The sequence below is a fragment of the Nibrella saemangeumensis genome (assembly GCF_039541915.1).
GTDB lineage: Bacteria > Bacteroidota > Bacteroidia > Cytophagales > Spirosomataceae > Nibrella > Nibrella saemangeumensis.
Genome location: NZ_BAABHD010000030.1, coordinates 132,023 through 147,403 on the forward strand (window position 1 = coordinate 132,023; position 15,381 = coordinate 147,403).

Below are 15,381 nucleotides of genomic sequence, written 5' to 3' on the forward strand. Positions count from 1 at the left end.
GAACTCATAAGCACAAAAATTTCGATTTGATCAGCCCACGGATTTATCCGTGGGAAACGGCCACGTACCCCATTTACAATTAACCGTTTTAACGGTTTGATGTTGTCCCCAGCTCCACTGCCAAAAATTTACCGGTATAGCTCCCCTCTACCTTCGCAACTTTCTCCGGGGTGCCTTCGGCAATGATTTCACCGCCTTTGTTGCCACCTTCCGGACCGAGATCGATGATATGGTCCGAAACTTTGATAACATCCAGGTTGTGTTCGATGATTAAAACCGTGTTGCCTTTATCAACCAGCTTGTTCAAGACAGCCAGCAGGTGCGAAATATCCTGAAAGTGCAAACCCGTGGTTGGTTCGTCAAGAATGTACATGGTCTTGCCAGTGTCTTTCTTAGACAACTCCTCCGCTAGCTTTACCCGCTGGGCCTCACCACCCGACAGGGTCGTAGCATGCTGCCCTAGTGTGATATAGCCCAACCCAACATCATTCAGCGTCTGCACTTTGCGCAGAATCTTAGGCTGACTAGCGAAGAAGTCCAGCGCCTGCTCGACCGTCATGTCCAGCACATCGGCAATAGACTTGCCTTTGAAGCGTACTTCCAGCGTCTCGCGGTTAAAGCGCTTACCCTTGCAGGTTTCGCAGGCGACGTGTACATCCGGCAGAAACTCCATCTCGATCTTCTTCATACCGGCACCTTCACAATCTTCGCAGCGGCCTCCCTTCACGTTAAAGGAGAAGCGACCCGGCTTGTACCCGCGAATTTTAGCTTCGGGCAGTTCGGCAAACAAGGCGCGGATGTCGGAGAACATACCGGTGTACGTGGCCGGGTTAGATCGGGGTGTCCGGCCGATCGGCGACTGGTCTACTTCAATTACTTTGTCCAAATACTCCAACCCTTCTACCGACTTAAACGACAGCGGCTCCCGCTTCGATTTATAGAAGTGCCGGTTCAGCACCGGGAATAAAGTCTCGTGAATCAAAGACGACTTGCCGCTGCCTGACACGCCCGTTATACAAACCATCCGGCCCAGCGGCAGCTTCAGGGTTACATTCTTCAGGTTATGACCGGTAGCGCCTTTAATGATCAAAAACTTGCCGTTACCCTTCCGACGCTCGGCGGGTACCTCAATCGCCCGGCGACCACTCAGGTAATCAGCCGTGGTGCTGCCGTTTCGCAGAAATTCTTCGGGTGTGCCAATCCCCACAATCTGACCACCATGCCGGCCGGCTCCCGGACCAATGTCCAGAATAAAATCCGACTCCAGCATCATGTCTTTGTCGTGTTCGACCACCAATACCGTATTACCCAGATCGCGCAGGTTCTTCAGTGAGTCGATCAGCTTTACGTTATCGCGCTGATGCAGACCGATGCTGGGCTCATCCATTATGTACAACACACCGACCAACTGCGTGCCGATTTGCGTCGCAAGCCGGATACGCTGCGCTTCCCCTCCGGACAAGGTCCGCAACGGCCGGTCGAGCGTCAGGTAATCCAGACCGATATCGAGCAGGAAGCCAATGCGCTTGCGGATTTCCTTCAGTACTTCCCGTCCTATTACGTTCTGACGCTCCGACAACCGGTCTTCGAGATTGGTCATCCAGGCCGACAGTTCCGAAATGTCTAATCGGGCCAATTCAGCAATATTTTTATCGGCGATCAGGAAGTACAACGACTCCTTCTTCAACCGGGCTCCGTTACACTCCGGACAGGTATTGACCACCATAAAGTCTTTCAGCCACTCCTGAATCTTTTCGGAGCCGTTCTCCTGCTGACGCTTCAAAAAGGGTATGATGCCCTCAAATTTAAAGTTATAATAATCTTCACCAGGGTGTTTCTTGGACGGCATGGTCGCTTCTTCCTGGTCGCCAAACAGCAGCACATTCAGTAATTCGGGCGGATATTTGGTCAGCGGAGTACTCAGACTTAATTTGAATTTCTTCAGGATGACCTCAATCTCCCGAAAAAACCAAAGTTCACGATATTCACCTAAGGGGGCAATGGCACCCCGACTGATGCTTAGGGACTTATCGGGAATAACTGACTCCTCGGTAATCTCTTCCACCACGCCAAGACCCTGACAAACCGGGCACCACCCGTAGGGTGAGTTAAAGGAGAACGTATTGGGCGAAGGCTCATCGTAGCTGATGCCCGACTCCGGGTCCATCAGGTTCTGCGAGAAGTAAATCACTTGGCCATCCTGGTCAAGAATCTGCATGGCTCCCTTGCCCTGCTTCAGTGCCGTCTGCACCGACTGCGAGAGCCGGAAACGATCTTCGGGCCGGGGAATGATCCGGTCAATGACAATCTCAACATCGTGTACCTTATAGCGGTCAAGCTGCATCTTGGGCACTATGTCCTGCACCTGCCCATCCACGCGCACTTTGGTATACCCCAGTTTGGCAATCTGCACAAACAGCTCGCGGTAATGCCCCTTCCGGCCTTTGACCACGGGTGCCAGCAACGTCAGCTTTTGGCCGTTGTACTGATTCAGTATCTGATCAATAATCTGGTCCTGCGACTGACGGGTCATTTTCCGGCCTGTGGCATAAGAGTAGGCATCCCCGGCTCTGGCAAACAACAGACGCAGAAAGTCATAAATCTCCGTAGTGGTGCCGACTGTGGACCGGGGGTTTTTGGAGGTGGTCTTCTGCTCAATAGAGATCACCGGACTCAGCCCGTTGATCTTGTCGACATCGGGCCGCTCCATATCGCCGATGAACGAGCGGGCGTAGGCCGAAAAGCTCTCCATATACCGGCGCTGTCCTTCGGCGTAGATGGTATCAAACGCCAGTGACGATTTGCCGCTGCCGCTGATACCCGTCACAACCACCAGCTTATTGCGGGGAATGGTAACGTCAATATTTTTCAGATTATGTTCGCGGGCACCCAGCACCTCAATCTGCTCAAAGCCCGTTAATTCAATATCGGTGAGACTATGACCGTCCCGGTGTGCCGGTTCGGTCGTAACTTTGTTTTCCGTCACGTGATGAAAAGCCTTATTCTTAATTCTAACAGAAAAGAGAAAATTTTGGTTTGGTGTAGCGTTAAGTTTACAGTTAATGGGGAGGAGGTCCTTTTTCTCTTTAAAATCTTATCTTTACTACGATAAATGGCCAGCTTATATGAAAGCACTTGAGTTTGAGACAACCATTGAAAACGGCAAAATTACGTTGCCCGAGACAATGTCCAACCTTGATAAAAGTCAGGTTCGGGTCATTGTCCTATGGGAGGAAATGGAGGTTTCTGAACGCGGGCAGAACTATGACCCTGTAGCAGTAGAAGGAGCGCTGCGGTCGTTACACGAGATAAACCTGTTTGAATCTGTGCCAGACCCCATTGCCTGGCAAAAACAACTGCGGAATGAGTGGGATTGAAATACGGACTGGAGCAGGTGTCCTGGATTCCAACATATTAATCTATCTCTCAAAAGGGCAACTCTCTTTCAAAACCATTAGTGATCGGTACGATGCTATCTATATCCCATCAATTGTTTACATGGAAGTTCTGGGATTCCCGTTCAGAGATGCCGAGGAGGAGAGCCGATTAGTTAATTTCCTTAACACGCTGCCTGTATATCAAACCGATATGGATATAGCAAACCTGGTGATTCAGTACCGAAAGCAGAGCAGAATCAAATTGCCCGATGCTATAATTCTTGCTACGGCTCGGAAGCTTGGCGCGGAGTTAATGACACAAAATGTAAATGACTTTCAAAACATTGACCCGAAAGTCCCGATTGTATCACCGTTCTAAAGCTACTTTTTACCTAAGCCACCTGACCGTTATGCCCTCCAGCTTCTCCAGCCGCCCGATTATGCCATTGACCATTGTCCTCCGCAACTCAATCTCCAGGCTACACTCGTTATCAAAAGACTGGCTTATGACAGTAAGCTGCTGATCTTTGATTACTTTCATTACTTCATTCATCTGTTCGTAGACAAACCGGACCAGGTACACTTCATTGACGGTTTTTTCCACCACTGTTGCCTGGGTCAGCGCATCAGCCGTTGCCGACTTATAGGCGTTGATGAGCCCCGGAACACCCAGCAACGTTCCTCCGAAATAACGCACTACAACCACCAGAATGTTAGTCAGGTCATGCGAATACAACGTATTCAGGATTGGCCGGCCGGCCGTACCGCTGGGTTCGCCGTCATCATTGACGCGGTAGTTGTTGCGGTCAAGCCCAAGACGATAAGCGTAACAGTGATGCCGGGCCTTAGGGTGTTCTTTATGGACAGCCTCCAGATGCGCTTTTACCTCAGCCTCCCTGACAACCGGAAAAGCATAAGCCAGAAACCTGCTTCCTTTCTCTTTAAACAGTCCCTCAGCCGGGCCGGCCAGGGTACGATAAGTATCTTCAAATAACATTAACAAAGAATCAGCTAGATAGTAAGGCCAAATATACGGCAGGGAATGTATCCGAGAGGTAACCGTTTACACCCAAGTAAAAACAGGAAGGGGGACTACGCAGTTATACTGCGTAGTGTTTTATCATTCTTCCTCTACTACTATGGCGACACCACCGCCAAACGATACCTCTGGTTCAACCGATCACCTGGCGTTGCGCTATCTCCGGCGTTCGCTCGACACGGCGCACCCAGCCGACGAGCCGTTTGTGATGAACGACTGGGAGCATCGGATTTTTCATCAGGTTAAACGGCAGACCGTAATGCTGGTTACCTTATTGGGTACTATCGGCCTGCTGCTGCTTTACCTGCCCCAATTTTTTTGGCCAGACTTCTTTTCCACTACACCGATTCCTGTTTTCAATCAGACATACGAGGCTCCGCTGATCACCATTTTGTACGGTATTCTGCTCGTCTATCTGGAGGTTTACCTGCTGATCTACGTTAACCTGCGGGCAATACGCATCCTGATGGCCCTATGCCAGTTTCCCCGTGCTCACGACCCGCAATACGAAAGACACCTATACGCTATGACCGAAGCCGCTGTGGAGACCGATAAATCCGGGCTGCTCCTCTTTGGCCAGTCTCCTTATTTTAGTCTGCCCCGGTGGGGCCTGACCATTTTCTTTTTGTATACCAAACTGAAAGCTGCCCTCAGTACTTATGTGATCAGGCTTCTGCTGAGACAACTTCCGGGTGGCTACGCGCTGCCGGCCATGACGAATAGTCTCGTAAGTATTCCAGTCTTTGCGGTCTGGAACATCATTGCTTCCGTAGCGGTCATTCACGAGGCCCGGATCCGGATCATGGCCCCCTCTACCATCCGCGGATTTGTCGATGAAATCCATGAAGAATGGGGTCACAATGAGCAGTTCTGCTCCCTGATTCCGGAAGCGCTTTCGTTTCTGTCTATCCAAGACCGGCAATTTAACTATGCCCATTTGTTATTTACCGAAGAGTTGATGGACCGGTTTGGGCTGGACGTAATTCGCCCCAAAGGCAAATTTTTGGAACAGATCGGCCAGGTTTCGGAAGATGTCCGCCGGGGTCTCGAACGGCTCATTGTGTTTGGTGCCCTGATCGACGGCCGGTTATCGCGGCTCGAAAAGCGCCGGCTGCGGCAACTGAAAGCTAATGGCTGGCTTACCTATAAAATGGCCGATATAAAAGCCATAGGCCGGCAATTTAATCACGGTCAGGGCTTATGGGTATAAGGTACCGGTTAACCATGGCACCACAGCCACACAGGGAAACTGATTAAATGGACTTTCCATATACCGGCTTTGTTGCTTTATTTTGTATAAATAATTGAGGTAAAGGCTGTTAAATGAAACTATGTGCTAACTATCTACTTATCGTTCTTCTTTGTCTGACCGGTTCGCGTTCCGCGTTGGCCCAATTAGAGGTTAGTTACCCGTTTCCACGAATGGTGGTCCAGCGTAATAGCGACAATCAGGCTCCGCTGCATATTGCCGGTACCTTTACTATACCCGTCGACCGGATTGAAGTGCGGCTGACCCCCGTTCTGCAAAAGCACGGCCGGCCCACCAACTGGCTGCTGCTTCAGGCTGACCCGAAGAACGGTGTTTTTGAAGGAACCATACAGGCCGAAGGTGGCTGGTATACCCTGGACGTACGGGGCATGCGCGAAGGACGGATGGTGAGCCTTGCCCAGGTGGAGCGGGTCGGTGTTGGCGAGGTATTCCTGGTGGCTGGCCAGTCAAATGCCATGGGCGTACCAAACTTAGGGTCGAAAAGTGCTTCGGAACGGGTTGTATCCTTCGATGCCATCAACTGGCATTACAACAAGAACGATGTGCTGGAAGCAAAGGACAATCCTTTTCCAGTACCTAAATTTACCCAGCTGCGCGATCGTTGCTACATATATCCCATGGGCGAAGCCGCCTGGGCCTGGAGTGAACTGGGTGATATGATTGCCGACCGCTTCGGCGTACCCGTAGCCTTTTTCAATGCCTCCTGCCCGTCTACCGTGGCCGAAAACTGGAGCGCCACCGCCAACGGCATACCGGCCGTCAACATCTTTAATAGCAAACCCTGGCCATACCTGCAGCCTTACACCAATTTGCGGAATACCCTACAGTATTTTCACAGCCAATTCGGCATACGGGCTTTACTCTGGTTTCATGGCGAATCAGACGCGATCCCTCTCCGGACCTCGACCGAAAACTACCGCCGGTTTGTTCAGGATCTTATCAACGCTACACGCCGGGACTATGCTCCGCACCTAACCTGGGTAGTGGCCAAAGGATCGGTTGGCCACGCTACGTCTACGCCCATATCGGCTATTATCAACGCGCAGAATCAGCTCATTCAAACCCCTGGCAACAACGTATGGCCGGGACCAGACTCAGATGGCATCCAGGTACCAAGGCCCTCACACGGACATTTTGAAAATGTGAGAAATGGCCTTCAGGGCATCTCGCTTTTTGCGGCCTCCTGGAACCAGGCCCTGACAGATGATTTCTTTAAAAAGTCGCCCGTAAATCAGCCCTGGTGGTTTCTGCGGACAGGCCTTATTCCAGCACAGATTCCAGCGGGGACAGAGCTTCCGGTGCCTTTCAGCAAAGCCGGGTTTGAGAACGCCAGTCCCGACTACATCATCCAGTTACTCGACGGTCAGGGACAATTTATCAGCGAATTGGGGAGAGGCAAAACTAGCCCTGTCCGGCTGCGTATCCCGGACACCCTAAGCCCCGGCACCTACCGGTTCCGGGTAGTTTCCTCAAAGCCCGTACTGCCTGGGGTTCCTTCCGCTGCGTTTCGGGTAGTAGCACCGAGTGAGTCTGCCAGAACGCTTCTTGACGCGCAAGCCGAAACGGTTGGCTATATGAATGAGATTCACTGGCTAACGGCCCAGGAGCCAGCCGGTGGGCGCTTTGTGGTAGAGCGCCAGGATAGTCTGGGTCAATACCAGCCGCTGGGTGCGGTACAGACACGATCCGACGGCGGCCTGCATCATCTATACTCTATAACCGACCGGCAACCGCTACCGGGAGCCAACCGCTACCGGGTGCGCCATGAATTGCCCAACGGTAAGGTATATTACAGCGCTGTAGTTATTACCAGCCCAATTGGGGATATCGATGAACCATTCCTTTTTCCCAACCCGACGGACGGCCATAATCTGCTGCTGCGGCTGCCGGAGAGCGGTAACTGGCAAATTGCGGTCCTTGATCTGAACGGGCGCGTGCGGTGGCAACAATCGCTGCTGGCCGTAGCCAACCGACTAATCCCGATACCGTTGCCGCCCAATCTTACCGATGGTATGTATATGATGCAGATTCAGAACACGAATCACCACGTAACCAAAAAACTCATTATTCACCGGTAGACCGGCTATTGAGGGTTGTTGTCAGGCTGTTCTGGGTTATCCTAACCTCATTGATACGCTTATCGTCTGCGTTAAGAACGTGGAAGGTAAAATTCTCGTAGGTGATTTCTTCACCGGAGGTAGGCAGGCGGTTGAAGAGCTCCAGCAGCAGACCGCCCAGCGACTCACTGTCCCCGCGCACATCTTCAAATACCGTCGGGTCAACATCCAGGATGCGGCACACATCAGACAAGGGTACCTTACCCTCAATAACTACCGTCCGATCATCCAGCCGGCGGTAGTTTTCAGGCGTTTCGTCATCAAATTCATCATTAATATCGCCGAAGATTTCTTCAATGATGTCTTCCAGGGTGATGAGTCCCCGCGTGCCGCCGTATTCGTCGACCACAATAGCCATGTGAACCCGCCGTTTCTGAAAATCCTGTAGCAGGTCATCAATTTTTTTATTTTCAGGGATGAAAAATACCGATCGCAGCAAGTTCTGCCAATGAAAGCCGTCCTCGCGGTGCAGATGCGGCAGCAAATCTTTTATGTACAGAATACCTTCGATCTGGTCGATGGATTCTTTATAGACCGGCACCCGCGAGTAGCCGGAGGCATTGATCTGCTCAATAAGTTCAGAGAAGGTAAGATCACTGGCAAAAGCGGTAACATCCATCCGGGCGCGCATTACCTGCCGGGCCGTCAGGTTGCTGAAGTTGACAATACCTTTCAGGATTTCACGCTCTTCGGCCGTGGCCTCACTGCTGGTCAGTTCCACAGCCTGGTTCAATTCCTCCATAGAGAGTTTATAGCCCCGGCGCTGAATCCGCTTGTCGACCTGGTTGCTGAGACTTACCAGCAGCAGCGAAAATGGCTTGAAAACCAGCGAGGCTACATGGGCCAGCGAAGCGGTTCGCCGGGCCATTTGCAGGTGGTTCTGACTGGCGTACACTTTAGGAATGATTTCCCCAAAAAGTACAATTGCCAGCGTAGTTGCCAGCGTGATACTTGTAAGTACCCATCCGGATGCTCTGGCGACCTGCCAGAGTTCCCACGTCAGGTAGGCCACGATAACGACGATGGCAATATTGAGGAGGTTGTTCAGGATAACGAGCGACGCCAGCAGGCGTTTAGGTCGTTCGAGCAGTAAGGTAATACGCCGGTCGGCCGGACGGCTACCATCCCGGCAGAGCGCCCGGTCTTCAGGTGTTAAGGAAAAGAAAGCCGCTTCGGCAGCGGAGGCCAGAGCAGCCAGCAGCAGAAGCAGCAGCAGGATGGCCACATAAGGCCCGTATAAAGTGAAATAGGTGCCCCAGCCGGCAGCGGCTGGGAGCACCTGTTGCGTTAACGGATCGCCAGGGTCCATGCAAGTGGGGTCTGGTTCAACAATAAGCCGGTGGCTTTAGAAGGGTAAATCATCATCACCACCGCTTTCAAAAGGAGTCGGCTCAGGCTGACGACGCGTTGCCTGAGCGGCCGGACGGCTTTGGGCTGCCGGAGCCGCTGCCGCCGTTGCCGGAGCAGCCGCCTGGCGGGGAGCCGCAGCCTGCTGACGCGCCGGAGCGGGTGCCGCCACAGGAGCCTGCTCGGTATGCGTTTCACCGCTGTCCTGGCTTTCACCGCTGTTGGAGCGGCCACCGAGCAACTGCATACTGGTAGCCCGTACCCGTACCCCGGTACGCTGCGCACCATCTTTATCCTGCCAGGTCTCTGTTTTCAGTTTCCCCTCAATATATACCTGATTTCCTTTGCGCAAATATTGTTCGGCAATCTTGGCCAGGTTATCCCACAGTTCAATTTTGTGCCACTCGGTTTGTTCTACCCGTTCACCATTGCGATTCGTGTACGACTCCGAGGTAGCGATATTGAACCGCGCTACCACCGACCCTCCGTCCAGATAACGGACTTCAGGATCGCTGCCTAAATTACCAACTAAAATTACTTTGTTTACACCAGCCATAAGTCAAAAATAGTTAAACAGATGAAATTTACAAGCGGGCTCTAAGAAGTTAAAGTTATTGAAAAAAACCGACTTATCCAAACTTTTGCTGAAGATAAGCCGTGATTAAAACCGGCTTGGGCAACCGCCCGATCTCTTCCGGTGTATACCACTGCAATCCCTCCGGCAGCCCATTTTTTTGGGTATCAGGGACATCAATCAGCCAAAATTTAGCGTCTATACGTTGGTGCGACAGTAACTGCTGCCCGGTCTCCGGAAACCTGGCTGGGGCTCCTGTCTGCACTAACGATTCAGACGCAGTGGGTACTACCAGGTCACGTAAGGCTTCGGTCGGCTCGTCGGTTTCGATCAGGTAAAAATCGTATAACTGCAGCCATATATCCTTAGCCGTTCGGGCGCGCATGGCCAACTGGTTCCCATTCCTGAAAACCAGATAATTAAAAAACCGCTGCTTCACTGGAGCCTTCTTCGCCTTGACCGGGAGTTTGTGCTGCTGCCCCGTGAGAAACGCCCGGCACTGCTGCTGCAAGGGACAGAGTAAGCAGTCAGGAGACACAGGCGTACACTGGATTGCCCCAAACTCCATGATGGCCTGGTTGTATTCGGCCGGGTCTTCGGCAAATGCAATAAGCCGCATTGCCAGGGCTGCGAATGTTTTCCTGGCCCCTGTGGTGGTAATATCCTCGGCAATACCAAATACCCTGGCCAGCACCCGGTACACATTCCCATCAACCACCGGTACCCGCTCACCAAAAGCAAAAGAAGCAATGGCTGCTGCGGTATATACACCTATACCTTTAAGTTTCAGTAGCTTAGTATACGTATCAGGAAACTGTCCGCCCAGGTCATCCGCGATGTACCTGGCGGTCTGGTGCAGGTTTCTGGCCCGCGAATAATAGCCCAGCCCCTGCCAGAGCCGCAGCAGTTCCCGCTCCTCGGCACGGGCCATATCAGCGACCGTCGGGAAGGCTTCGACAAAGCGTTCGTAGTAGGGTCGCCCCTGCGCCACGCGGGTCTGTTGCAGGATAATTTCGGAGAGCCAGATGCGGTATGGATCGCGGGTGTGTCGCCAGGGTAAGTCGCGTTTATGTCGCTGATACCACCGCTCAAGTGTAGGGGCAAAAGCCGTAAACTTTTCGTTGGCGTCTGATTGCCAGTTCAAAATAAAATCAAAAAATGAGTCGTTAGGCAGAAAATACCGGTGCCGGGTTTTTGTATTTTAGGGGAAAGACCTACCTTTGTATCCCATTTTGGGCACCTGAAAATTCAACAACAAAATAAACGTTAAAGTTTAGTAAAGTCGTGACGAAAGCAGACGTAATCGCAGAAATTGCCGAGAAGACAGGGATCGACAAGGCTGATGTAACGCAAACCCTGGAGACATTCTTCTCTGTGGTCAAACAGTCGTTGGCAAGCCATGAGCCGATATATGTGCGGGGGTTCGGCAGCTTTATCAATAAGCGAAGAGCACGGAAAGTAGCCCGTAATATTTCAAAAAATACGGCGATGGTGATCGACGAGCATTTTATTCCGAGTTTTAAGCCTGCCAAGGTTTTCGTTGAGCAGGTTAAAACCAGCGAGAATACAAAAGCTTCCGTCGAGTAAAATGTAAGGGTACAGCCGCGTTTTGCGGAACCAGCCCTGCGAACCAAACCACCCGGTCCGGACGTTTGCTGAGAAAGGTCAATCATGAAAAAATCCATATTACTCGTTTTGGTTCTGGCCACAGCGCTGACGGCTGGCTTATATAGCCTGCCCAAGGTGGTTGTGCAGAACGAAAACAAGCAGTTGGGTGGCCGTTCTTCTGCCCAAACGTCCGGTTCAGGTATGGTGACCGGCGACTCAACCAGTACCGGTGGTCACGTGGGCGATACCGGAAACGCCGATCTGCATCAGGAGCCGGTAACACCGGAACAACAGCGCCGGATGGAAACGCTGCAGCGCCAGTATGCCTCTGCCCCGGCGGCCGGCAAATCGGCTGCAGCCAGCGAACTGATCACTTTCTTTCGTTCGGTGAGCCGGTACGACAGTGCCGCTCATTACGCAGAGGAAATCGCAAAACTTGAGCCAACTGAGCAAAACTGGCTACGGTCCGGCGATCAGTATTTTGAAGCGTACGGATTTGCAGTTGATGAACAGAAGGCAGCCTATCTGGGCGAAAAAACCAGAGCAGCCTACCAGAAAGCCCTCGACAAGAATCCGAACCTGCTGGCGGCAAAAGCCAATATGGCCATGACGTACGTGAGTACGCAGAACCCGATGCAGGGCATTACACTATTGCGTGAGGTGTTACAGCAGGACCCTACCAACGAACTGGCCTTGTTTAACCTGGGTCTGTTGTCGATGCGGTCCGGACAGCACACCCGCGCTATTGATCGGTTCCGACAGATTTTGGTTACCAGTCCGGGTAATCGTAAAGCTCAGTTTTATCTGGGCATCAGCCTGGCCGAAGCCGGGCAGAAGGAAGAAGCTCGAAAGGTGCTGGCTCAGGTGAAAACGCAGGAGAAAGACCCGCAGATTCTGGCGGCCATTCGTGAATACGAAGAGCGGCTTAAGTAAAGTTTTGGGCTGACTGGGTAGTTAGCCGACAATGTATAACACAAGTAAACTGTTTTACCACTATGCCTTGCGGTAAAAAAAGAAAACGTCACAAGATTGCTACGCACAAGCGTAAGAAGCGGCTGAGAAAAAACCGGCATAAGAAAAAGTAGTAGGCAGTAGGCAGTAAGCAGTTTATAGTATGCAGTCAACAGATATCTCTCTGCCTACTGCCCACTGCCTACTGTAGTCTGCCTACTCCCCTGAAGCCTCGTGGAATGACGCGGCTTCTCTTTTTTTTAGCCGTTGTGCCAAAGTTCGGCACAACTGTTTTGCATTCATGCATTCCGCCATCTAACCGCGCATTCATCTTGTGAGTAATGAATTAGTGATCAGTTCAACTCAGAAAGGTGACCGGATAGCCCTCTTGCAGGACAAGAGGTTGCTGGAATATCACCTGGAAGAGTCAGACAGCAATTTTACAGTCGGGGACTTGTACCTGGGTACCGTAAAAAAGCTGGTTACAGGCCTGAATGCGGCTTTTGTCGATATTGGTTATGAGAAGGATGCCTTTCTGCATTATCTTGATCTGGGACCGAACATCAACTCCCTGAACAAGTTTACGAAAGACGTCATCGCCAAGCGCGTCAATACCGGCCGGCTCAATAATTTTAAACTGGAGCCGGAGATTGATAAGTTAGGTAAAATAGATAAGGTCCTGACCAAAAATGCACCGATTCTGGTGCAGGTGGTAAAAGAACCCATCTCGACTAAAGGGCCGCGACTTTCCTGCGACATTTCGATCGCAGGTCGCTATCTGGTGCTGGTGCCGTTTGCCAATACGGTTAACCTGTCAAAGAAAATTACGGATAAAGGCGAGCGAAGCCGGCTCATGCGGCTTATGTCTTCTATAAAGCCCCAGAACTTCGGTGTAATCGTCCGGACGGTGGCTCAGGGGAAAGACGTTGAAGAACTCGACCGTGATTTGCAGGCATCGATCGAAAAGTGGGAGAACGGTATAAAAGCGTTACGTGACGCTAAACCCCGTGACCGCATTATCGGTGAAATGAACCGGGCATCGTCTATTCTCCGCGATATGCTGAACGAATCGTTCGACAGCATTACCGTTGACACGCGGGAGATGTTCGACGACATCAAAAATTACATTCACACCATTGCACCGGAAAAAGAGCGAATCGTAAAGCTTTACAACGGTAAAACTAAAGTTTTTGAAGCCTTTGGGCTTGAAAAACAGATCAAATCCCTCTTTGGGCGCTCGGTGAGTCTGCCCGGTGGAGGATACCTGATCATTGAGCATACCGAAGCACTGCACGTTATCGACGTCAACAGCGGTAACAAATCAAACTCCGAAGAAGATCAGGAGGCTACGGCCGTCAGTGTCAATACGGAAGCTGCCAAAGAAATTGCCCGCCAGCTCCGGCTGCGCGACATGGGCGGTATTATTGTGGTCGACTTTATTGACATGAAGAAGGCCGAAAACAAGAAATTGGTTTTCGACCTGATGCGGGAGGAGATGAAAGCCGACCGCTCCAAGTTTACCATTCTGCCGCTGACCAAATTTGGTCTGATGCAGATAACCCGGCAACGGGTACGACCAGAACTAAACATTGTCACCCGCGAAACCTGTCCGACCTGTGGCGGTACCGGTACCATTCAGGCCAGTGTGCTGGTCACGGATATCATCGAGAACAATCTGGAATATATCCTGACCAAACAGAACGAGCGCGGTGTGCAGGTAATGCTCCACCCCTTTCTGCACGCCTACTTCACCAAAGGGCCGTGGTCGCGTCAGATGCAGTGGTTCTGGAAGTACAAGACCTGGGTAACCCTGATACAGGATAGTTCGCTGGGCGTTGTAGACTTCAAGTTTCACAACCGCTTCGGCGAAGAGATCGAACTGGCTGCGGTCAGTTGACGGGCTTACCTGGTAAAAAGTCAAGCCCCCGATCCAACGCGTTGGATCGGGGGCTTTTCGTCTTATATGGCCAGTATTAGCAAAGAATTTCCTTCTCTACCAGTTCCGTAAACAGTTCGGTCCCTAACGTATCTTCAACGGAGTCTACTCCGTCTAAGCCAAGTAGCAGGTCGCGCAAATCAGGAGAAATTTCGTAGGTTTCGTAAAGACGCCGGTCAAACAGAACAGGTGCATCTTCCAGGTCGCATAAGGAATAACGCTTCTGGTTAAACGTAGGCCGGACAGGCTTCTTTACTGTTCCGGACATGGAAAGCTTTTCTGGCTCCATGAAAGAATGAATGTAATTCCACCCCTCCCACTGGCCCGGATAGCGGTTCAGATACCGCCAGAACGAGTCATATAACAGTTGCATTGTCTGCCGGGAATAAGTTTCCCGATCCATTGAGCTATCGGGACGGATAGGCTCCAGGCAGCGCAGTACATTGGTCAGATCAGTACGCCGGTAGCTGATTACCGGCACAATGGGCACTTTGGCCGCGTGCGAAATAAACCCAACGCCCTTACGGGTTAATAGCTGGCGATTGCCAAATCGTACCAGCAGGTGCTTCTCCAGTTCATCACCGGTTGGGGCAGTCTCCGGACTCCCATCCACGTACATAATCAGGGAGCGGCCGGCTTTTAGTTCACGCAGGATCGAAATAACCGACGATGGGCTGCCGGCTTCCAGAATCCGAAAAGTATTAGTCAGGCGATACTGGCGTCGCAGCGCATCGATGTGCGCCTGCATACTCTCGCCTTGCTGCCGGCTCATCTGGCTACCAACCAGCAACACACAATCGAGGCCCCGACGGTAAAGCAGGCTGGTTAGCAGGCGGTAAGAGCCCAGGTGAAACGTGCAATAGATATGCGGCACTCCCGGCCTGATGACCTGCTGGTAGCTGCCCTGCAGTTGCACCAGTTCACCGGCACTCAGAAACTCCTGGTCAAAGGTCGTATACACCTGTTGCAGCAGTAATTCCCGAAACAGCGATTCATGCTGGGAGAGGGGTACAAAGGGCAGAATGTTCTGCACATTGGCCGAGAAGGTAACAAACTTAGCCAGATACCCTCGCTCTTTCTGCAAATCCACGGCTTCGAACCGCTGCCGGCACGTAGTTAACTCCCTGTAATATTGCCGAAGTGTCGCCTGCATAAACAATGA

13 protein-coding genes are annotated in these 15,381 nt (G+C 51.8%); 7 read left to right on the forward strand and 6 right to left on the reverse strand.

What is annotated here, in order from left to right:
- Window positions 1-88: 88 nt before the first annotated feature.
- The gene (gene uvrA, locus ABD949_RS15610; protein WP_345244784.1) at window positions 89-2,986 is read right to left on the reverse strand and encodes an excinuclease ABC subunit UvrA; all 2,898 of its coding nucleotides are present in this window, start codon (window positions 2,984-2,986) and stop codon (window positions 89-91) included.
- A gap of 139 nt (window positions 2,987-3,125) precedes the next feature.
- Here uvrA and ABD949_RS15615 point away from each other — a divergent pair, with 139 nt between their 5' ends.
- Complete coding sequence (locus tag ABD949_RS15615) at window positions 3,126-3,377, forward strand: hypothetical protein (protein ID WP_345244785.1); 252 nt, start codon at window positions 3,126-3,128, stop codon at window positions 3,375-3,377.
- Complete coding sequence (locus ABD949_RS15620) at window positions 3,364-3,756, forward strand: type II toxin-antitoxin system VapC family toxin (protein WP_345244786.1); 393 nt, start codon at window positions 3,364-3,366, stop codon at window positions 3,754-3,756. The genes ABD949_RS15615 and ABD949_RS15620 overlap by 14 nt, the downstream gene beginning before the upstream one ends.
- A 9-nt stretch (window positions 3,757-3,765) precedes the next feature.
- Here the strand turns inward: ABD949_RS15620 and ABD949_RS15625 are convergent, their stop codons facing one another.
- Window positions 3,766-4,374 (reverse strand): IMPACT family protein, encoded by a 609-nt coding sequence (locus ABD949_RS15625; protein ID WP_345244787.1) that lies wholly within the window; start codon window positions 4,372-4,374, stop codon window positions 3,766-3,768.
- Window positions 4,375-4,516: 142 nt separating this feature from the next.
- Between ABD949_RS15625 and ABD949_RS15630 the strand changes: the two genes are divergently transcribed.
- Window positions 4,517-5,626 carry an LBF_2804 family protein gene (locus ABD949_RS15630; protein WP_345244788.1) on the forward strand — a complete coding sequence of 370 codons (1,110 nt, stop codon included), beginning with the start codon at window positions 4,517-4,519 and terminating at the stop codon, window positions 5,624-5,626.
- A gap of 212 nt (window positions 5,627-5,838) precedes the next feature.
- Window positions 5,839-7,764, forward strand: a complete 1,926-nt coding sequence (locus ABD949_RS15635; protein WP_345244789.1) for a T9SS type A sorting domain-containing protein — start codon at window positions 5,839-5,841, stop codon at window positions 7,762-7,764.
- Here ABD949_RS15635 and gldE read toward each other — a convergent pair.
- From gldE to mutY, 3 genes are all read right to left on the reverse strand, one after another.
- Complete coding sequence (gene gldE, locus ABD949_RS15640; protein WP_345244790.1) at window positions 7,751-9,112, reverse strand: gliding motility-associated protein GldE; 1,362 nt, start codon at window positions 9,110-9,112, stop codon at window positions 7,751-7,753. The two genes, ABD949_RS15635 and gldE, sit on opposite strands and share 14 nt — an antisense overlap.
- A 36-nt stretch (window positions 9,113-9,148) precedes the next feature.
- The gene (locus ABD949_RS15645) at window positions 9,149-9,706 is read right to left on the reverse strand and encodes a single-stranded DNA-binding protein (protein ID WP_345244791.1); all 558 of its coding nucleotides are present in this window, start codon (window positions 9,704-9,706) and stop codon (window positions 9,149-9,151) included.
- A gap of 73 nt (window positions 9,707-9,779) precedes the next feature.
- A complete protein-coding gene (gene mutY, locus ABD949_RS15650) occupies window positions 9,780-10,868 on the reverse strand; it encodes an A/G-specific adenine glycosylase (RefSeq protein ID WP_345244792.1) in 1,089 nt (362 codons plus the stop codon).
- A 140-nt stretch (window positions 10,869-11,008) separates the two neighbouring features.
- On the opposite strand from mutY, the gene ABD949_RS15655 reads away from it, so the two are divergent.
- The 3 genes from ABD949_RS15655 (at window position 11,009) to ABD949_RS15665 (ending at window position 14,180) form a co-directional block, all read left to right on the forward strand.
- A complete protein-coding gene (locus ABD949_RS15655) occupies window positions 11,009-11,311 on the forward strand; it encodes an HU family DNA-binding protein (RefSeq protein WP_345244793.1) in 303 nt (100 codons plus the stop codon).
- Between the two features lie 84 nt (window positions 11,312-11,395).
- Window positions 11,396-12,265 (forward strand): tetratricopeptide repeat protein, encoded by an 870-nt coding sequence (locus ABD949_RS15660; RefSeq protein WP_345244794.1) that lies wholly within the window; start codon window positions 11,396-11,398, stop codon window positions 12,263-12,265.
- 352 nt (window positions 12,266-12,617) lie between these two features.
- On the forward strand, window positions 12,618-14,180 hold the full coding sequence (locus tag ABD949_RS15665; RefSeq protein WP_345244795.1) for an Rne/Rng family ribonuclease: 1,563 nt from the start codon (window positions 12,618-12,620) through the stop codon (window positions 14,178-14,180).
- A gap of 76 nt (window positions 14,181-14,256) precedes the next feature.
- Here ABD949_RS15665 and ABD949_RS15670 read toward each other — a convergent pair whose 3' ends face one another.
- Window positions 14,257-15,372, reverse strand: coding sequence for a lysophospholipid acyltransferase family protein (locus ABD949_RS15670; RefSeq protein WP_345244796.1), 1,116 nt, complete (start codon window positions 15,370-15,372; stop codon window positions 14,257-14,259).
- Window positions 15,373-15,381 lie beyond the last annotated feature (9 nt).